This is a genomic window from Nitrosospira sp. Nl5, assembly GCF_900102495.1.
Lineage (GTDB): Bacteria > Pseudomonadota > Gammaproteobacteria > Burkholderiales > Nitrosomonadaceae > Nitrosospira.
Map to the genome: position 1 here is coordinate 13,976 of NZ_FMVQ01000001.1, position 19,092 is coordinate 33,067.

A 19,092-nucleotide genomic window follows, 5' to 3' on the forward strand; every position below is an offset into this window, starting at 1 on the left:
TCGTCTCTAGAACCGATAGGAACCGAGGACCGAGAAAAGATGCCAGCGCTGAACCAGGTCACCGGGATTAGGGTTATCCAGGGTCGAGAGCCAGCCGGTGCCATTGACGTTGTGATATTCGGCGCGCAGCATGAATTCCGGCGTGACATTCCAGCGCAGACCGACAGTGATATCTTTGGCATAGCGGGTATGGGCGGGGCGCCCTCGGCTGGCCGGTGAGGCCGCCCATTTGCTTCCATCGCGATCATCCCTGTCCGTATGGAGAACATCATAACGAACGACAGCCTCCCACTCGGGGGTAAACCGATAGGCGCCTTGAAAGTAATAGCTCTCGCCGACAAAATCCAGATTGGGTATGACGCCGAAATTGTTATATTCAAGGCGGCGGAGTGCATATTCCGAAGTCAGGCTCCAGCGTTCGGCGTTATATTGCGCGGAGAAAATTAAGGGCGTAAAGCGAACCGAGCCTGCGCGAAGTCCATCAACCGCACCGGGAGCGTAGCTCATGTTCAGCTGTGACGCGCTGACCGCAAAGCGGATGCGTCCGCCGTCCAGGTCGTAATTCACGCGGCTGGTATAGGATATTTCGGGGGCCAAATGCCCCGGCAACAGTTGCTGAAACACGGCTACTTCGGCTTCATCGCCGCGAACCAGGGGCCGCACTACGCCAGCCTGAAAGGAAATATCTCCCATATCGGAACGGCGCTCCCCGTATAAATGCACGCCGTCGGCGGCAAGCGCGAGCTTGCGTGTACGGTCGAAGTAGATGGACTGGGGCAGCAGAATGCTCGGCCGCGTGAAGGGAACGTCACGCGTGTCATTGTAGAAGCCCAAGGGAGTTTTCATTCTGCCCAGGCGTATTCCCAGTTGACTGCTCTCTCCGGAGAAATAGGTGTAATCCATGAACCCATAATCGAGGCGGACGTTGCCGGGGCTACCTTCGCCAGCCCGGCGTGACAGCATTTGCGCCGAAAATTGCAACCTGGTCAACGGCCGCATGGAAGCATTCAATCCGACTTCGGTGAACCCGAAGCTGCCGCTATCGGAACTGCTTTTTCCGAAAACGTTATTATCCGAACTTTTTAGCCACGACTGGCTTGCGAAGCCGTGAATTTGCAGGTTGTGAGGTAGTTTCGGCAGCTCCGGCAGTTTCGGCAGTTCGGGCAGTTTTGGCAGTTTTAGCAGTTTTTCAGCTTGCGCGGGTAAACTCCACAGGAGGGCCGGCAGGGCAATTAGAATGATTGCCCCGACAAAACGGTTACGCATGCTGTTATTTGATTTCGAGGACATTGACTCTGTCATCTATCTTGGATTTGGTTAAATAGCCGATTGCTCCTGGCGTGCTGGCAACCCTGGCAAGCATTTCCTCGGGGGAACCTACGGTGGTAGGCGCTTGCCCCGTGCCGGAAAATACCAGCCGGTCCCATGCCGAACGTAATTGATATGGAAAAACATTCAGCTTTTCTTTGGAGAAGGCGGCGTGCAGGGGTGAATCGTCGGGCATCACAAATACTCTGACGGCGGCACCGTCCGGCCAGATATGAAGGCGCATGCCAAAGATGGCGCGAAGGGAATTCTTGGAGAGAGTTTTCTCCTTGACACCCGGGTAAGTCACGATCTCATACGGCTCCGTTGCTCTGGCAGTCCCTGCATAAATTATGCCGAGCAGCAGACATACGAATAGGATGAAACGGCCAATATTTATGCTAACTGTCACGATTTATATAATTCATCCGATTCATCGGGTCCGCAGAAACCGGATTGAGGTTGAGATCAACGAAAGAAAAATGGATGAACGTGAAATGGACCGGATTGTGACAGCGCAGCGTTACCTGCAAGCCTTGTCTCATTTATTGTTTAGCCTCACCAGCACATTAATAACGGATGCAATAGGTAAAGCTGTAAAAATCTTTGAATATTTATCGTTCAGCCTTTACCGATAATGCTGAGAATCCGATGCCGGGCCCGGATACGTGGCGGCTGGATATTGGGCTGACTCTGCCATAGTCGGTAACCAGTTCCCAATACTGGTTGTAATCTTTATACATCCTTTCCAACATCTCGATCAGATTGACGTAGTAAGGCTGGCGTAGGCCATGGTGATCGATTATCGGCCCGATAGGATCGAGTTGTAGCCCATAGAGTCCCAACAGTCTGTTCAAGGCGGGCTCCATCACCGAGAACCAGTGGGTGATATTGTGTTCTACCGACATATGTATGATGCCAACGGCAAGGGCCAGCATAGGATGAGGGAAGCGCCGCTGTTTTGCCGGGGTCCATTTTTCGATACTCGTTCCATTCTCAATTGCATGGAATAGTTCGTCTCTCCGCCGGCTGAATCGGCGTATAACGACTAAGCGCGATATTTCCCCGGTGTTTTGCCGAGATAGCCTGCTGGTGTCAATGAGTGTGGGATCAAATTGGGTGTGCTGCTCGGTAGGAAACAGCTTTTTTGGATCCAGTGGATCGGGGAGTATCAGGCGCGCCGTTCCGACAAATTCACCGGATGGACGGTGCCGTAGGAGTATATGGGATGAATGACGGTCGTAGCTGTCGCTTTCCATCTCGGTGGGATAGTTTGATGCGTCAAATCCCGGCGCACGTTGCTCGATACAATACACTCGATAACGCAGGTGAAATACATCGCGCAACAGTTCCGGAGAACGGGCGTCGATAATTTCAAAATATTCGTTAAAGGCGATCACTATGTCGTTCATTGGAAGAAGCCCCTAACTTTAATGGAAATCTCAATTTTTTTAAAATGACTTCGCCGGGATCGATTGCCGGTTGCACCCGGACTGATCCGCCGGGGTTTGTTTTCGCGGGTATCTGGTTGCATGCCGCCTTCACGATACGGGGTAGAAAAGCTTTCGGGACCCGATATCATTAACCTGTGGACAGGATGAAATATGAATAGGGTCAGCTGGAGGAAGCATTTCTGATCATCCATGCATGCTAAAAAATATGGACTGAATGGGCAGATGCCATCATCGCTGAGCAGAAAAGCTTGCCCTGTCGTATTGTGGGAACAGAAACCGGTATTTTTATGCCACAATGATAGAAGTGATGGCGGGACAAGCTTCATTCTCTTCCGGCGTGGTTTGCGCAGCATGGACTCCGTTGCGAAGCATGCATCAAGAATATCGTGTGCGGTGACAACTTCTTTTGCTCGGATGCTTTCACTATAGAGTCGTTGAGCCCGGCTATTCCCTGCGCTGCTGTCGTTCGTTTGCCAATATGGCGTTGAACTATAATGAAAGAGAAACCGGGCGCTGGGGAGTGGCGATGTTTTCCCGAATTCGAATTCGGACTGATTATTATCAAACAGGATCACGTTCTCATCCTCGCCTATCACGCGCTCGCTCTATAACGCTTCAGTGCTTCTCCGGAAGGCGCTGCCCTGCCCTGCGTACTACTCCGCGCCCGTTTGGTCCTCGCCCTGCAACCAAAAACCCCACCACTTCACCTGGTCCGACCGCCATACTTAGCAAGGCGAAAAGGTAATCCTCCGCCTTGTATAGCGCTGGTTTTCTTTTCCCGGTTTCAGCATCTGTCGCTAATTGACGACGTGCTATAAAACAACGGATTGAGATTCATGGATAGCTGTAAGATTTTACAGCTAGAAATTATCAAAACTGGCGCTAATCTCTAGCCAAAGCTGGTCTGCGGGGAGCGCGGGATATCTTTTTTTCAGTTGAAATTTCAGGCTATGGTTGTGGAAGTGATGTCTTTTCACCACAGTCTGCACCGCGGACTTAACGCATGTTCGAGCGCCTGTTAAGCGGCATGGTCTTAAACAGCCTTTTGTTCGATACCTCGCTTTGCTGCCTGCTATAATTCTGGGGTAAGGGCGACAGCATGTGTCGAAACCGCGAAAAAACCGGTAGCTTCAGAACGGGGCCGCTGACGATTTTGACGAGGGCGTGTTTTAAGGATGGTGCCCAGAAGAGGACTCGAACCTCCACAGTGTTGCCACCGCTAGGACCTGAACCTAGTGCGTCTACCAATTCCGCCATCTGGGCAATGCCTGGTGGGACAGACGCGCAATTTTATAGGAAATCATTGCTTTGTCAATCAAGAAGAAACGCAAACTCCGCAGCCTGGACCCTTACCTTGCGCGTGAAACGGAGCGTTATGGCCAGGCATTGCCAAGCCGGGAGTTCATGCTGCAAACCCTGAAGGAGCAGGGGGTACCCGTGAACGAGGAAGCATTGCGGAGCCTGCTCGACATCACCGAAGAAGAAAACGAGATTTTCAGCCGCCGTATTTCCGCAATGATGCGTGAAGGCCAGGTCATGCGTAACCGGAAGGGCGATATTTGCGTGGTGGAGAAGCTCGATCTTATCAAAGGTAGGGTACAGGGCCACGCAGATGGTTTCGGTTTCCTGATTCCCGACGACGGCAGTCCGGATTTGTTTCTGAGCCCCAAGGAAATGCACAAGACGCTGCATGGCGATTGTGTCATGGTGCGAGAGATTGGCGTGGACCGGCGCGGACGCAGGGAAGGAGCTATCGTGGAAGTGCTGGAGCGCGCTGTCACGCAATTGGTAGGTCGACTTCACGCCGATCACGGCATCCTGTTTGTGGAGGCAGAGAACAGGCGCATCAGCCAGGATATTCTGATACCTGTGGAAGAATCCATGAATGCCAGGGCTGGCCAGGTGGTGATGGTGGAGATCATCCAGCAGCCGAGCAAAAACGCACAGCCCATCGGCCGCATCTTCGAAATTCTGGGTGATTATACGGCGCCGGGAATGGAAATCGAGATTGCTCTTCGCAAGCATGATTTACCCTACCGGTTTCCACCGAAGGTGGAGAAGCTTTCCGCCAAGTTCCCTGGCAAAGTGCTGAAAAAAGAGCTGGCGGAAAGAGAGGATATCCGGCATCTACCGCTGGTAACGATAGACGGTGAAACCGCGCGAGACTTCGACGACGCGGTATATTGCGAGCGCGACGGGAAAGGTTATAAATTATATGTTGCCATCGCTGATGTCAGTCACTACGTGCGTCCTCAGGATGCACTCGACCAGGAGGCGCTCAATCGCGGTAATTCCGTGTATTTTCCCCGGCGGGTAATCCCGATGTTACCGGAAGCGCTTTCCAATGATTTGTGTTCGCTTAACCCGCAAGTGGACCGTTTATGCATGGTATGCGAGATGAATCTTGATTCCATCGGGGATTTTCGCGATTACCGTTTTTATCCGGCGGTGATGCATTCCCATGCCAGGCTTACCTATACCAAAGTGGCTGCGATGCTGGAAAATCCCAAAGGGAAAGACGCGCAGCAGGATAGAGAGCTCATGCCGCATGTCCAGTTACTCTACAAATTATTCAAGGTTTTGCTGAAAGCAAGGCAGAACAGGGGCGCAATTGATTTTGAAACCATTGAAACCCGGATGATTTTCAACGATCAGGGCAAAATCGAGCGCATTCTTCCGATAAAGCGCAACGACGCTCATCGACTCATTGAAGAATGCATGCTAGCCGCCAATGTATGTGCATCGGATTTCCTGCAGAAGCACAAACAACCCACACTTTATCGTATCCATGAAGGTCCGACGCCGGAAAAGCTGGTTGCCCTGCGTGATTTTCTCAAGGAATTCGGCTTGCAACTCGGTGGCGGCGAGGAGCCCCACGCCAAGGATTATGCCAAGACACTCACTAAAACCAAGGATAGGCCTGATGCACAACTATTGCAGACAGTAATGCTGCGATCCTTGCGCCAAGCGGTTTACAGTCCGGATAATGTCGGTCATTTCGGGCTCGCGTATGAGTCTTATACCCATTTCACTTCCCCGATCAGGCGTTATCCTGATCTGCTGGTGCACCGGGCGATCAAAGCGGTGCTGAAGGGCGCGACGTATTCCCCCGGAAATTGGCATGAGCTGGGTAAACATTGCTCGCAGACAGAGCGCCGTGCTGACGACGCCAGCCGGGACGTGGAATCGTGGCTCAAATGTTATTACATGCAGGATCGGATCGGCGAATGTTTTGAAGGCGTCATCAGTGCCGTAACTGGTTTCGGCCTTTTTGTAGCACTGGACGGTATTTATGTGGAAGGGTTGGTACATATCTCGGAGTTGCCCAGCGATTATTTTCATTTTGACGCCGCCAAGCACATGTTGCTGGGTGAGCGCAGCGGCAAGCGCTACCGTCTCGGTGACCGGCTCAGAGTCAAGATCGTACGGGTCGACCTGGAAACTAGCAAGATAGATTTTGTACTGGCCGCCAGGGATGACGAATAGAATTCGAGAGTTGACGCCAGGAGCTGACGTTGCAGGCTCCAGTTAACTGTAAACTCTCGATCCCGTTGATATCGCTGTTTGATAAATGTCCAATATCCGCCTTATATTCGGCTTTCACGCTGTTACCAGTCGCCTGCGGCAAAATCCTGACAGCATCAAGGAGATTTTTCTTGACGCTGCCCGTCACGATCAGCGGGCGCGTGATTTAGCAGGCCTCGCCGAGAACCAGGGTGTTAGATTGATCTCGTGCGACAACACCAGAATCGCGGGCATGGCGGGCAATTCCCGTCATCAGGGCGTGGCGGCGAATATCGATGCCTCCCGCAGTCATGTGGACATCGAAGACGTGCTCGACACGCTCACGGAGCCCGCCTTGCTTCTGGTGCTGGACGGCATCCATGATCCGCATAATCTGGGCGCATGCTTGCGTGTGGCGGACGCCTTTGGCGCCCATGCCGTGGTAGCGCCAAAAGACCGCGCGGTCGGGCTTACCGCAACAGTACACAAAGTGGCGAGTGGCGCTGCTGACGCCGTTCCATATATTTCCGTAACCAATCTGGCCCGTAGTTTACGGGAATTGAAGCAGCGCGGCGTGTCGGTGATCGGAGCCACCGCTGACGCGGACAGCGACCTTAACTCCGCCAGCCTTGAGGGACCTGTCGCCTGGGTGCTGGGCGCCGAAGGGAAAGGGATGCGCAGGCTCACACGAGAAACTTGTGACCGGCTTGTTTCCATTCCGATGCTGGGTACTGTAGAGAACCTGAATGTTTCAGTTAGCGCAGGCATATGCTTGTTTGAGACACGCCGGCAGCGTGCAAAAAAAGGTGGCGCAACATGATAAGGCGGGTGATTCCGGGGCGTGCATCGCGGACTCCAGGTTGATGAACTAACCGAAACGGGCCCTATTCCTGGTTTTCGCGTTGAGAAATCGGGAAAAGGCAAAATCTCAATTTTCGACTTACGTACCTCCTGGTGTTTTTAGGGCCTAAAGCGCATCTTTCCCGATTGATATTTCCCCCCGGGTTCAGTATAGTACCGACCTCTTCAACCTTGCCCCACCGTGTCCGCATCGCGGGGGGCTCTACCCATAAGGAGACTGCATGCGCCATTACGAAATCGTTTTCATTGTCCACCCCGACCAGAGCGAGCAGGTGCCCGCAATGATTGAGCGGTACCGCAGCATAGTAACCGCCAAAAACGGGCGGATTCATCGCCTGGAAGACTGGGGCCGCCGCCAGCTCACCTACCTGATCCAGAAGGTTCACAAGGCACATTACGTGCTGATGAATATCGAATGCGATCAGGAAACCCTTGACGAACTGGACCATGCGTTCAAATTCAACGACGCTATATTACGTCACCTGACAGTTAAGATGGACGGGCCGGTGACGGTGGCTTCGCCCATGATGCGCGAAGAAAAGGCAAGGCCGGCCTCGCCTGCGGCAAAGGATCTCAGAGAAACCACTCTCGTCACGTAAAGTTAAGGTTGAGGCCTAGCGAAACCAATTGAATTGCAACCAGGCTGTAATTTGCGGCACGATTATCGAAATTGCCGGTCCGCGTTACACGCCAGCGGGAGTGACGGTGGCGGAATTTAAAGTTAGCCATGTCTCGCGTCAAATCGAAGCAGGCATGGCGCGCCAGGTAGAGTGTGAAATTTTCGCGGTCGCACTAGCGCAGATGGCTGAAACCGTTATCGGTATAACGGCGGGCACCAAGGTAAAGCTGATCGGTTTCCTGGCAAAAAAAAGCCGCATGAGTTCGCAGCTGGTGCTGCATGTAAATACTATCGATCTTATTTAGGCATTTCATCTAAAGAAATAGGAAAAATTATGGCTCGTTTTACGTCAAGACGGAAAGATAGCAAGGACAAAGAGAAGGACAAGAAGGCCAATCGGCCCTTGTTCAAGCGCAGGAAATTCTGCCGCTTCACCGCGGAAGGCATCATCGCGGTCGATTACAAGGATGTTGAATTACTGAAGGATTTCATTAACGAAAATGGCCGGATCATTCCCGCGCGCATTACTGGCACGAAGTCGCGTTATCAGCGCCAGTTGGGTATCGCCATTGAGCGTGCGCGTTTTCTCGCGTTGCTTCCTTATACCGATTTACACTGAGGAGTAACAGCATGCAGATCATACTGATGGAGAAGGTTGTTAACCTCGGCCAGTTAGGGGACGTTGTCAAAGTAAGAAATGGTTATGCGCGCAATTTTTTGATACCGAAGGGCAAGGCAAAGCGGGCAACTCAGGTCGCCATTGCCGAGTTCGAGGCAAAACGCGCCGAATTGGAAAAAACGCAGACGGAAATACTGACCGCGGCTCAGGCTTATGCCGCCAAACTGGACGGATTGATGGTGCAAATTACCCAGAAAGCCGGGGTGGATGGCAAGCTGTTCGGTTCGGTCACGAATGCCGATATCGAAGAGGCGCTCAAAGCGCAGGGCTTCGAGGTTGAGCGATCGATGATACGCATGCCTCAAGGGTCGTTAAAACAGGTGGGCGACTATCCATTGGATATTGCCCTGCACAGCGACGTATTGGCGCATATAGTCGTGTCAGTCCTGGGCGAAGCCGGCTCCTGAACGCCTTCTTTCCGGATAAATAAAAAGGGCTGTTAACAGCCCTTTTTATTTTATCTATGTCGCCAAAAATCCTGTCCGACTGTCGCATGTGGATTGTTGATCCTTCGCATCTATCCCTCACCCAGTTACTTTTTTTGCCTCGATTCTTCCAGTTCGACAAGCTGCGAGTGGTAGAATCTTTCCGATGTTTGATAACTTCACCCGGATTTCATGGCTCAATTCCTGACCGCGGCCACCAACGACCCGCTGCTTGAATCCTACAAGATGCCGCCGCATTCGGTTGAAGCGGAGCAGTCTGTACTGGGCGGTTTGATGCTGGATAACCATGCCTGGGATAAGGTGGCTGACGTCATCACCGAGGACGATTTTTACCGGCAGGATCATCGCCTCATTTACCGTCATATCTGCAAGCTGGTTGAGCACAGTAAACCGGCCGACGTCGTAACTGTCGCGGAGTCGCTGGAAATATCCGCCGAATTGCAGAATGTCGGTGGATTGGCCTACGTCGGGGTGATGGTTCAAAATACGCCCTCCGCAGCCAACATTCGCCGTTACGCGGAAATTGTGCGGGAACGCGCAGTGATGCGCAGGCTTGCTCAAGTCGGATCGGAGATTGCTGACTCATCATATAATCCCGGAGGACGTTCTGCTGCGAATCTGCTGGACGAAGCCGAGGCCAAGGTGTTTGAAATTGCCGAGGCGGGGGCCCGGGGAAAACAAGGATTTGTCGACATCCAGCCGCTTCTGAAGCAGGTTGTGGAGCGCATCGAGACGCTCTACAACCAGGACAATCCGAGTGATGTGACTGGTGTTGCCACCGGGTTTCATGATCTGGATCAGAAAACATCGGGTTTTCAGCCGGGCGACCTGATCATTGTCGCCGGCAGACCGTCCATGGGCAAAACCGCATTCTCGCTGAATATAGCGGAACATGTGGCGCTGGAACTGGAAAAACCGGTAGCGGTATTCAGCATGGAAATGGGCGGCGCGCAGCTGGCAATGCGAATGCTGGGTTCCGTGGGCCGGCTGGATCAGCATAAGGTGCGTACCGGCCGCTTGCAGGACGAAGATTGGTCCAAGCTAACTCATGCCTTGGGCAAGCTGAGCGATGCCCCCTTGTTTATTGACGAGAGTGCAGCTTTGAATGCATTGGAATTAAGGGCGAGGGCGCGGCGGCTTCATCGTCAGCATGGTGAACTCGGATTGATTGTGGTGGATTATTTGCAGCTCATGTCCGCCAGTAGTCAAGGCGAGAATCGCGCCACCGAAATTTCAGAAATTTCACGTTCGCTGAAAGCATTGGCAAAAGAATTGCAAGTGCCTGTCGTGGCGTTATCGCAACTGAACCGCAGCCTGGAGCAGCGCCCGAACAAGCGTCCGGTAATGTCGGATTTGCGCGAATCGGGGGCCATCGAACAAGATGCGGATTTGATTCTATTTATCTACCGTGATGAAGTTTACAACCCCGAGACACAGGACAAGGGAATTGCCGAAATCATCATCGGCAAGCAGCGTAACGGACCTATCGGTAAAGTTGACCTGACTTTCCTTGGCGAATACACTAGATTCGAGAGCCATGCCAAATCCGGGCATTATTAAAAGTTATTCTTAGGTCCTATTCTTAAGTCCGCGTGGATCAAGTACGGGGCACCGGCTGACGAAGTCCAATCCTGCACTACAATACTTCCGCTGCATAATCCGCCAATCTGGAACGCTCGCCACGCTGCAACGTCACATGTCCGTTGTGATTCCACCCCTTGAAGCGATCCACCACGTAGGTCAATCCCGAACTTCCCTCGGACAAATAGGGCGTGTCTATTTGCGCGATGTTGCCCAGACATACCACCTTCGTCGCCGGGCCAGCGCGGGTGATGAGCGTTTTCATCTGCTTGGGCGTAAGGTTCTGCGCCTCGTCGATTATCAGAAACTTGTTGATGAAAGTGCGCCCACGCATAAAATTGAGCGATTTTATCTTGATGCGCGAGCGAATCAGATCCCGGGTTGCCGCGCGTCCCCAGTCGCCGCCTTCGTTGTCGGTCTTGTTGAGAACATCCAGATTGTCTTCCAGCGCGCCCATCCACGGGGTCATTTTTTCTTCTTCTGTACCGGGCAGGAAGCCGATATCCTCGCCCACCGGCACCGTGACCCGAGTCATGATGATTTCCGAATAAACTTTGTACTCGAGCGTTTGCATCAATCCGGCAGCCAGCGTAAGCAAAGTCTTACCGGTACCTGCCTGTCCCAATAGCGTGACAAAATCAACTTCCGGATCCATCAGCAAATTGAGCGCGAAATTCTGTTCGCGGTTACGTGCGGTGATGCCCCATATGTTGTTTTTCTGGTGAGTGTAATCCTTCAGAGTCTGTAGAACCGCAGTCTTGCCGCTGCGCTCCTTGACCTGGGCGTAAAATGGTTTGTCATGCTCGAGATAAACAAACTGATTGATCAGAAAATTCACGCAAAGAGGGCCACTCACGCGATAAAACGTGTGCCCTGATTGCTGCCATGATTCCATTTCCTTGCCGTGCCTTTCCCAGAAATCCAACGGCAATTCCTGTATGCCGGAAAAAAGGAGATCCGTATCTTCCAGCACTTTGTCATTGAAGTAATCCTCCGCCGCCAGCCCTAATGCACGCGCCTTGATGCGCATGTTGATATCCTTGGAAACCAGCGCCACGCTGCGATTCGGGCAGGTCTCATGCAAATACTTGACTACGCCGATGATCTGGTTATCGGCACTGCCGCTGGCCAGGCGCATGGGCAGGACGCTGCTGATCGCCTGGGTCTGGAGGAAGAGCCGCCCGGTCGCATTCTTGCTGCCATGCGATTCCAGCGAGATTCCCTCATCAATATCGGCTACCGCACTGCTCACGATCTCATCCAGGAAGCGGCTTGTCTGACGGGCGTTGCGGGCCACTTCCGACATTCCTTTCTTATTGTTGTCGAGCTCTTCAAGCGTGACCATGGTGATATAGATATCATGTTCCTCGAAATGGAACAGGCTGGTGGGGTCATGCATCAGCACATTGCTGTCGAGTACAAATAGTTTGGGGTTAGTTCGCAAACGAGTGACCGTGGTAACGGGAGAAGCCGGTTTCCTGGGACTCATGACTCCTCTCTGGGCAATGTTTTGACGAATTCCAGCACTTCCTGAACATGACCGGGGACCTTGACTCCCCGCCATTCCCTCCGCAACGTCCCCTTCTTATCCAATACAAACGTGCTGCGCTCTATGCCGCGAACCTGCTTGCCATACATGTTTTTCAGCTTGATGACGTTGAACAGCTTGCAGACAGCTTCGTCGGTGTCGCTCAAAAGCTCGAAAGGGAAATCCATCTTCATTTTGAAATTCTCATGCGATTTGATACTGTCGCGCGAGACGCCCACGATGTCGCAGTCGAGCTTGGCGAATTCGGCATAAGCATCGCGGAACTGCTGGCCCTCGGTGGTGCAGCCTGGCGTGTCGTCTTTGGGGTAGAAATAAATTACCAGGTTTCTCCCGGAGGCTTCATATAGATGGAATACTTTGTTGCTGGTGGAGGGCAATTCAAAATCGGGAATGCGCTGTGTTAACATGAGAAAAGGCCGTTTTAAATGACTTGCTTGTAGAATTTTTCATTTTGCATGGTAACAAAAAGATCACATAAAGCAAATCGGGCGCAAATGAACAGATGCAGCGTGCGTAGGAGCATATCTCGAAGCGGCGCGCTTATTGGGCGGGGATACCACGTGTTTGTTCCCGCGTCGCATCCGCCCAGCAGTTAGGTGTTTCAAATAAGCGCACCTGCTCCAGCCTGAGGTGATTGCCATAGCTATCCTGATAGGCTGCATCGAGTATGCGGAACGCGGCGAGCGCGAGATTTTCCGCAGTTGGCGGCACATCCAGCACGACTGTCTTGTGGTCTTCGAGGGACTGAAGAAATTGGAATAACGCAGCGTCTTCCGAGTACACCAGGAAAGCGTGGTCCCATTTGTCTACCAGCACACTATTGGCAATACGCTTAACTTCCGAATAATCCATTACCATTCCTTGCTCGGCGACGCCCGCGTCGGTGATAATGTCACCAGACAGGGTAATCTCAATGGCGTAGCGGTGGCCGTGCAGATGTCGGCATTGACTCTTGTGGGAAGGTATGCGATGGCCGGCATCGAATTCCAGCCTGCGTGTAATTAACATTATCAGGATTGTAGCATTGCAACCTGCCTCCAAACTATTGAATATTGCTGATCACAGCCGCGACAATGCAGGGATGACCTACATCTACTCGGTGGTGTCGCGCCGCGCTGGAGGCGTGTCCGTGGGAATCAATCTTAACCCCAATAACGCTTGCAACTGGCGTTGCATTTATTGCCAGGTTCCGGAACTCGCACGCGGCACAGCGCCCGTGATCGATTTGGTCAAGCTCGAAGCGGAGTTGCGTACATTTCTTCATGAAATTCTGCATGGCGATTTTATGCGGGCGCAGGTGCCTCCGGAAGCACGACGCATCAATGACATCGCGTTGTCAGGCAATGGCGAGCCCACCAGCGCCAGGGAATTCGAGCAGGTGATCGAACTGATTGGACGGGTGAAATGTGATTACGATTTGCCTGAAGAGCTTAAACTAGTGCTGATTACCAATGGCAGCCTGATTGACCGGCCTGGCGTGCAGGCGGGATTGCGCCGGATGGCGGAACTTAACGGCGAAGTCTGGTTCAAGCTGGACAGTGTGACCCGGGAGGGGAGACTGCGCATCAACAGCACCCGGATAAGCCTGAAGCGGATGCGCGAGAATCTGCAACTGGCGGCATTCCAGTGTTCCACCTGGCTGCAAACCTGTATATTTGAAACCGACGGCAGGCCACCTTCCCAAGTGGAATCTGGCGCCTATCTGAAATTCACAGAGGAATTGTTACGGGAAGGTGTGCCGCTGAAAGGAGTGCTGCTATATGGCCTTGCGCGTCCCTCCATGCAGCCGGAAGCAACGCGGCTCACAAAAATTAACCAGGAATGGATGGAAGCGTTTTGCGCGAAAATCCGCGCCCTCGGACTCACCGTTAAGCTGAATCCTTAACAGTTGAACTCCATTCTGCCGGATACTATTCACGGGACAGGGTCAACGGTGGTTTTGTCGCAGCAAATCTTTTTGTCAGGATTATTTCGACTTGGCGGCTTTCTTCAGGCTCTTGTACAGGTCAGGATCCTGGCTTTTCAGCATTGCGGCCACGATCAGATCATCCTTCTTGATTTTGGACAGATCGATGTGCTCGACATGTACAAGGCGTACAAGCTCTCTCACCGGTCTTGGCATATTTCGGCCGCTTTCATAACGGGAGCCGCCACTTTGCGTGACGCCGACCTTGCTCCAGAAGTCATGCTGGTTAAGGCCCAGTTTACGGCGGATTTCACGAGGATTGGATATTTCTTCAAAGAGTTTCATGGTAACAGTTCTCAATAAATTATCGTATGGGTTATGTTATCGGATTATCGCACATTCATAAATTTAATTCGTTTTCCTATTCAATGCAAGTATTAAGTACGCTCGATTTAACATTTATCATAATTGTTCCGGTTATCATATAGCATATGTTTAGTGTTCTTTACCGTAATCGGGTAAAATTTATATTCGCTCGGTGGTCAAATTTTTCCAGACTTGCAACGTCATTGATTCAACATATGAGACCCTTTTGTTTACGGCAGAGTTCCTTATCCTCAATATAGAAAACGTCGTCAAGCGTGACACTCATTATTCAAAAATACGGCGGCACATCGGTTGGCAGCACCGAACGCATTAAAAATGTCGCACGCCGGATAGCGAGATTCCGGGCTCGAGGCCAGCAGATCGTGGTCGTGGTTTCCGCTATGAGCGGGGAAACCAATCGTCTTATTGCGCTGGCCAAGGAATTTCAGGCCCATCCCGATCCGCGCGAACTGGACGTCATGGTTTCCACCGGTGAGCAGGTATCCGTCGCCCTGCTGTCGATGGCGCTGATGGATCTTGGCGTCAAGGCAAAGAGCTATACCGGGGCGCAGGTGAGGATACTTACCAATAATGCCTATACCAAAGCACGCATACTGAAAATCGATGAGGACAAAATACGCGCCGATCTCGATGCGGGATACGTCGTGGTGGTGGCAGGATTCCAGGGAGTGGATGAAAGCGGCAGCATTACCACGTTGGGCCGCGGCGGATCGGATACAACCGGGGTGGCGTTGGCGGCGGCACTTAAAGCCGAAGAATGCCAGATCTATACTGATGTGGATGGCATTTACACGACCGATCCGCGCATTGTGCCCGAAGCCAGAAAACTCAAGACCATTACCTTCGAGGAAATGCTCGAAATGGCGAGCCTCGGCTCCAAGGTGCTGCAAATCCGATCGGTCGAATTCGCCGGTAAATACAAGGTCAGGTTACGGGTGTTGTCCAGTTTCAATGAAGAGGGCGAGGGCACGCTGATTACGTTCGAGGAAGGCGAAAACATGGAACACGCGATAATTTCAGGTATTGCATTCAACCGCGACGAGGCGAAGATTACCGTGCTCGGTGTGCCGGACCGTCCTGGTATTGCCTATCAAATTCTTGGCCCGGTAGCCGATGCCAACATCGATGTGGATATGATTATCCAGAATGTCGGCCACGACGGCATGACGGATTTCTCATTCACCATACACCGCAACGAATTCGCCAGGACCGTGGATATCCTGAAGAATCAGGTGCAGCCGCATATCGGGGCACGCGGCGTAATGGGGGGCGACCGGATAGCCAAAGTATCGGTGGTGGGCGTGGGAATGCGCTCGCACGTCGGAATTGCCAGCAGAATGTTTCGTGCCCTGGCGGAAGAAGGGATTAATATCCAGATGATTTCCACCTCCGAGATAAAGATTTCCGTAGTGGTGGACGAGAAATACATGGAACTTGCCGTGCGGGTGTTGCATAAGGTTTTCGACCTGGATCAGGTATCCTGAGTTACGCGAAAACCGTGCCGGGCACCGAGATGCATTGTTTGACCGAAGAGTGGTAAACCGCTATCCTAATGCCTCTTTTTCGGAGAGATGGCCGAGTGGTCGAAGGCGCTCCCCTGCTAAGGGAGTATAGGCTCAAAAAGCTTATCGAGGGTTCGAATCCCTCTCTCTCCGCCACTTGAATTCGCTTGCTTGCAAGTGCTCCTAGCAGCTTGAAAGGTAATGGGGTTTCAGCGGTTCTAAGTCCCGTGTTCCGATGATATTGAAATCCCTCCGGAAAAGCGAGTTTCAGCACTGTGCGGCGGTCGCACAATCGCCCGGAACTCCAGAGGTTATGCGGGTTTGAGATAAAATCCAGAGCGGTTCTAAGTGCCGCATCGAATGAACGCATCGGGCGCAGCGATTGGCCGGATTTTTCAACAAGAACAGCCTTGTCGGTTTCGAGTTTCTTGATCCGCGTTTCATAAGCCTTGATCATCGCATCGCCATCCGTTTCCACCAGCCTGTCCATCAGTTGCTCGATCTTGGTATCCAGCTTGCGTATTTCATCCTCAAGCGCTTTTCTGCGATGCGCGATTTGCGCCTGCCGGTAATTCCACCACGTCTCGAACATCTTGGTTGCGGTTTTGAATAAAGGTGCGGCAGGTTCGAGTTTGTGCAGCAGGCTTTCGAACTCCCCCTCGATCTTCTCGCGCCGGATTGCCTTGCCGTAGCTCTCACAGCGTTTGGTAAAGCAATAATAATAGGGATAGTGCTTGCTGCGCCCCTTGGTCCAGCATGCGGTAAGCGGGTTATCACAATCCGCGCAGCATACCGATGACCTGAGCGGGAAGTCTTCGTTCAAGTCCTTACGAGCAGGGATTTTGGCTTTTTCCTGCATGCGATCTTGGATTTTTTGAAACGTCGCCAAAGAAATAAGAGGCTCATTCTGTGCCGGGCGCAAGGACACATCCATGATGTCCGACTGAATATGTCCGGCATAGATCACCCGGCTTAGAATCCGGTTGACGTGTTCGTTGCTGACTTCCCCCTTGGCGTTCTTGGGAAATTCCGGAAATTGTTCAAAGAAGCGTTTCACCTCGGCCCTGAGTTGGAAGCGACCGCTGGCATACCCTTCCAGCCCCTCGGCAACAATACTGGCCAACGGTTCGTTGCGTACCAGCACCTTCCCGTGGCCCGGTTTCGCAGCGTATTTATAACCGATGGGGGCGAAATGAACCCAATATCCATTCAGCATACGCGCCCTACGGCGGTTGCGTGTTTGTTCGGCGTTCTTCTGCCGGTGATGTTGCGACACGCTGGCAAGTAAATGCTCGACCAGCAATGAGTCCGAGTCTTCACCGAACTCGATACTTGGGGAGGCAAGCTTCGCGCCTGTACTGGCAATGGCCGTGCGCAAGCGAAGGTGTGTTTGAATTCCCCGAGCCAGCCTGGACAAGTCATCTATAATAATTGTCAGATTGTCCTTGCGATGCGCACGCGCAAATTTGAGCATCGCCTGCATGCCGGGCCGGTCGATCAGGGAGCCGGATTCAGAATCCTGAAATACCTGCATCACTTCCAAATTGCGATATTGTGCAAACTCGCGGCACCTCGTTGCCTGAGACATCAGGCCGTCATGTTCCTTGGATTGTCGCTTCGTTGAAACTCTACAATAAATCACGGCTTTATCCATTGGGCGTGCTCCTTTCACCGTTGCTTGCTCTTTCATTGAACGGCTGCTTTGCCTTCTCAGATTCATCTTTTTCTTCATTCAACGCAGCGTATAAAAATGTCGGCATGATCATCTGCACCGCATCCATGTCCAGATTGAGATCGCACATGGTGCGCATAATATCCCACAGGATCGATAGTAATTCGTTTTCCTGCTCGGCAGTCAGATCGAAATCGGCCAAGTCCGTACGGTAGGCGTCACAATCGAGGATAGGCGCAGAGATGACCTGTTCGTTTTTACGCTGTGTTACCGTTTCGTCGTTCATATTGCCTCCTTTACGTTATCAAGGCCATGCCTTGTTGGCTATGAGTTCATCTATCGTTTCCCCTTCATTGTTTAAAAAAATTAAACAACTCAACAAGAACAAATATAGAACATAGTTTTCATGAAATAGCAATAAAATCCTAATCTTACATTCGAGATTCCGGGGGGAATCCGTCTTTTTTCCCTAACAGTTTTCCGTATGAAATGATTCATTAAGCTGCCTCTCCTAGCGCTGCGGCACCCGCTGTTTCTGCATCTTTGTCTCTGCATTCATCTGCATGGTTTGTTCGGGTTGTTCAAGCGTCCGGTGTTGCTCGCGTTGCCGGTTGAGATCGGCCAGCCGGGCGTCACGCTGTTCGCGCAGCCATGCGCGGTTAAACGTCTCGCGGATGGGGGCTTGCACGAATTCAGGCCGCAATTCGGGAAACGGTTTATCCCGCTTTACCATCTGCGAGCCGCCCCCGGAACGCTCAGTATCGCCGCGCCGCTGCGCCTCGGTTTGCTCCATCGCCATGATCTGCTTGGCGATATACGGATCGCGGGCAAGATCGAACGCTCGATGGAGCGGCGGCGCTTGCCGGAAGCTTTCAGGATTATCGTTTGCCAGTTCTGGGTGTTTTCCGGCAAAGCTCGTCGTTTGCGCCGCCGAGCTGTTATCGCTCGGGGCCATGATCCGGCGCTCGGCCATTATTTACCGGCTGCTGCGCAGCCCGCTCATCCTGATAATCCTGCATCCTTTGATCGCGTTGCTCGCGCAAGGTAATGCGCCCGTCAATCGGAATACTATCCAGAACAAGCTCGGCACCGCGTCCATCCTTGTGCTTCCACATTGCGCCCACGCGGTTCCAGTATTCCTTGCCGTCCGGCGTACCCCGCACCGCATAGGCAATCTGGTCGGGCTTGCGTCCCACCTGCGATGGAGAATCTTCATCAGGCATGTCGTTTGAATTTCAGTTGCTCATAATCGAACCCTCGTTGAGTTGCCTGCATGTATCGATGCCGCACCCGGATGCAGGCGAATGCCGGGAGCAGTTAAAAAATCGACGCTTACAGTTGTATTTGCTGTCCTGTTCGTCGGTCGATGATCACGATCACGGGGCAGTCATCGCCCACGTTGCGCTCGATCAATCCGCGCCCGCCGAGATAGACGCAATCGCTGTAGTCGCGGTAGGTGCCGTATTGCTTATAGGTGTACCAAACCAAGAGATGCGGCCCGACAGGCGAGATTACCCACACGGCTATAAGCAGCAAGAACCAGTGGCGCAGCAGATAGGTGATGCTCCGCAGTAACACTGACAGCCATGCAAACGGACGGTATTTTTTGGGGGAATAGGTTTTCATT

22 protein-coding genes, 2 tRNA genes and 1 pseudogene are annotated in these 19,092 nt (G+C 52.5%); 11 read left to right on the plus strand and 14 right to left on the minus strand.

Features of this window, described 5'->3' with window-relative positions; all coding sequences use genetic code 11:
* Positions 1-6: 6 nt before the first annotated feature.
* From BLP45_RS00055 to BLP45_RS00080, 5 genes are all read right to left on the minus strand, one after another.
* Positions 7-1,266: an OprO/OprP family phosphate-selective porin gene (locus BLP45_RS00055; protein WP_256327609.1), complete on the minus strand. Its 1,260-nt coding sequence runs from the start codon at positions 1,264-1,266 to the stop codon at positions 7-9.
* A 4-nt stretch (positions 1,267-1,270) separates the two neighbouring features.
* Positions 1,271-1,717 (minus strand): type 2 periplasmic-binding domain-containing protein, encoded by a 447-nt coding sequence (locus tag BLP45_RS00060; protein ID WP_256327610.1) that lies wholly within the window; start codon positions 1,715-1,717, stop codon positions 1,271-1,273.
* 202 nt (positions 1,718-1,919) lie between these two features.
* Positions 1,920-2,717, minus strand: a complete 798-nt coding sequence (locus BLP45_RS00070) for a PEP-CTERM/exosortase system-associated acyltransferase (protein ID WP_090368591.1) — start codon at positions 2,715-2,717, stop codon at positions 1,920-1,922.
* A complete protein-coding gene (locus tag BLP45_RS00075; protein ID WP_143002349.1) occupies positions 2,714-3,334 on the minus strand; it encodes a hypothetical protein in 621 nt (206 codons plus the stop codon). The genes BLP45_RS00070 and BLP45_RS00075 overlap by 4 nt, the downstream gene beginning before the upstream one ends.
* A gap of 601 nt (positions 3,335-3,935) precedes the next feature.
* Positions 3,936-4,022: transfer RNA gene (locus BLP45_RS00080), tRNA-Leu, on the minus strand.
* A gap of 45 nt (positions 4,023-4,067) precedes the next feature.
* On the opposite strand from BLP45_RS00080, the gene rnr reads away from it, so the two are divergent.
* The 7 genes from rnr (at position 4,068) to dnaB (ending at position 10,428) form a co-directional block, all read left to right on the plus strand.
* The gene (gene rnr, locus BLP45_RS00085; protein WP_090368597.1) at positions 4,068-6,245 is read left to right on the plus strand and encodes a ribonuclease R; all 2,178 of its coding nucleotides are present in this window, start codon (positions 4,068-4,070) and stop codon (positions 6,243-6,245) included.
* A gap of 85 nt (positions 6,246-6,330) precedes the next feature.
* Positions 6,331-7,083: a 23S rRNA (guanosine(2251)-2'-O)-methyltransferase RlmB gene (gene rlmB, locus BLP45_RS00090; RefSeq protein ID WP_090368600.1), complete on the plus strand. Its 753-nt coding sequence runs from the start codon at positions 6,331-6,333 to the stop codon at positions 7,081-7,083.
* Positions 7,084-7,345: 262 nt separating this feature from the next.
* On the plus strand, positions 7,346-7,723 hold the full coding sequence (rpsF, locus tag BLP45_RS00095) for a 30S ribosomal protein S6 (RefSeq protein WP_090368603.1): 378 nt from the start codon (positions 7,346-7,348) through the stop codon (positions 7,721-7,723).
* A 28-nt stretch (positions 7,724-7,751) separates the two neighbouring features.
* Positions 7,752-8,048 carry a primosomal replication protein N gene (priB, locus tag BLP45_RS00100; RefSeq protein WP_090368607.1) on the plus strand — a complete coding sequence of 99 codons (297 nt, stop codon included), beginning with the start codon at positions 7,752-7,754 and terminating at the stop codon, positions 8,046-8,048.
* 29 nt (positions 8,049-8,077) lie between these two features.
* Complete coding sequence (gene rpsR, locus BLP45_RS00105; RefSeq protein ID WP_090368609.1) at positions 8,078-8,362, plus strand: 30S ribosomal protein S18; 285 nt, start codon at positions 8,078-8,080, stop codon at positions 8,360-8,362.
* Between the two features lie 11 nt (positions 8,363-8,373).
* Positions 8,374-8,829, plus strand: coding sequence for a 50S ribosomal protein L9 (gene rplI / locus BLP45_RS00110; RefSeq protein ID WP_090368611.1), 456 nt, complete (start codon positions 8,374-8,376; stop codon positions 8,827-8,829).
* A gap of 210 nt (positions 8,830-9,039) precedes the next feature.
* Complete coding sequence (dnaB, locus tag BLP45_RS00115) at positions 9,040-10,428, plus strand: replicative DNA helicase (RefSeq protein WP_090368614.1); 1,389 nt, start codon at positions 9,040-9,042, stop codon at positions 10,426-10,428.
* Between the two features lie 76 nt (positions 10,429-10,504).
* Here dnaB and BLP45_RS00120 read toward each other — a convergent pair whose 3' ends face one another.
* From BLP45_RS00120 to queD, 3 genes are all read right to left on the minus strand, one after another.
* Complete coding sequence (locus BLP45_RS00120; RefSeq protein ID WP_090368616.1) at positions 10,505-11,938, minus strand: PhoH family protein; 1,434 nt, start codon at positions 11,936-11,938, stop codon at positions 10,505-10,507.
* On the minus strand, positions 11,935-12,405 hold the full coding sequence (locus BLP45_RS00125; RefSeq protein ID WP_090368618.1) for a peroxiredoxin: 471 nt from the start codon (positions 12,403-12,405) through the stop codon (positions 11,935-11,937). The genes BLP45_RS00120 and BLP45_RS00125 overlap by 4 nt, the downstream gene beginning before the upstream one ends.
* 133 nt (positions 12,406-12,538) lie before the next feature.
* Positions 12,539-13,006, minus strand: a complete 468-nt coding sequence (queD, locus tag BLP45_RS00130) for a 6-carboxytetrahydropterin synthase QueD (RefSeq protein ID WP_090368621.1) — start codon at positions 13,004-13,006, stop codon at positions 12,539-12,541.
* A 16-nt stretch (positions 13,007-13,022) separates the two neighbouring features.
* On the opposite strand from queD, the gene BLP45_RS00135 reads away from it, so the two are divergent.
* Complete coding sequence (locus BLP45_RS00135) at positions 13,023-13,883, plus strand: radical SAM protein (RefSeq protein WP_256327611.1); 861 nt, start codon at positions 13,023-13,025, stop codon at positions 13,881-13,883.
* An 81-nt stretch (positions 13,884-13,964) separates the two neighbouring features.
* On the opposite strand, the gene BLP45_RS00140 is transcribed toward BLP45_RS00135, so the two are convergent.
* Positions 13,965-14,249, minus strand: coding sequence for a helix-turn-helix domain-containing protein (locus BLP45_RS00140; protein ID WP_090368622.1), 285 nt, complete (start codon positions 14,247-14,249; stop codon positions 13,965-13,967).
* A gap of 296 nt (positions 14,250-14,545) precedes the next feature.
* Here BLP45_RS00140 and BLP45_RS00145 point away from each other — a divergent pair, with 296 nt between their 5' ends.
* From BLP45_RS00145 to BLP45_RS14715, 3 genes are all read left to right on the plus strand, one after another.
* Positions 14,546-15,775, plus strand: coding sequence for an aspartate kinase (locus BLP45_RS00145; protein WP_090368624.1), 1,230 nt, complete (start codon positions 14,546-14,548; stop codon positions 15,773-15,775).
* An 81-nt stretch (positions 15,776-15,856) separates the two neighbouring features.
* Positions 15,857-15,949, plus strand: a tRNA-Ser gene (locus BLP45_RS00150).
* 226 nt (positions 15,950-16,175) lie between these two features.
* A complete protein-coding gene (locus BLP45_RS14715) occupies positions 16,176-16,406 on the plus strand; it encodes a hypothetical protein (protein ID WP_218117910.1) in 231 nt (76 codons plus the stop codon).
* A gap of 600 nt (positions 16,407-17,006) precedes the next feature.
* Here BLP45_RS14715 and BLP45_RS15015 read toward each other — a convergent pair.
* From BLP45_RS15015 to BLP45_RS00175, 5 genes and pseudogenes are all read right to left on the minus strand, one after another.
* A pseudogene (locus BLP45_RS15015) lies at positions 17,007-17,525 on the minus strand (recombinase family protein); the annotation flags it as partial.
* Complete coding sequence (locus BLP45_RS00160; RefSeq protein WP_090368626.1) at positions 17,440-17,751, minus strand: hypothetical protein; 312 nt, start codon at positions 17,749-17,751, stop codon at positions 17,440-17,442. The pseudogene BLP45_RS15015 and the gene BLP45_RS00160, both read right to left, overlap by 86 nt.
* Positions 17,752-17,976: 225 nt before the next feature.
* Positions 17,977-18,420 (minus strand): hypothetical protein, encoded by a 444-nt coding sequence (locus tag BLP45_RS00165; RefSeq protein ID WP_143002350.1) that lies wholly within the window; start codon positions 18,418-18,420, stop codon positions 17,977-17,979.
* Positions 18,404-18,688, minus strand: a complete 285-nt coding sequence (locus BLP45_RS00170) for a hypothetical protein (RefSeq protein WP_176754608.1) — start codon at positions 18,686-18,688, stop codon at positions 18,404-18,406. Before BLP45_RS00170 ends, BLP45_RS00165 begins: the two co-directional genes overlap by 17 nt.
* 109 nt (positions 18,689-18,797) lie before the next feature.
* Complete coding sequence (locus BLP45_RS00175; protein ID WP_090368630.1) at positions 18,798-19,091, minus strand: hypothetical protein; 294 nt, start codon at positions 19,089-19,091, stop codon at positions 18,798-18,800.
* Between the last annotated feature and the right edge of the window lies 1 nt (position 19,092).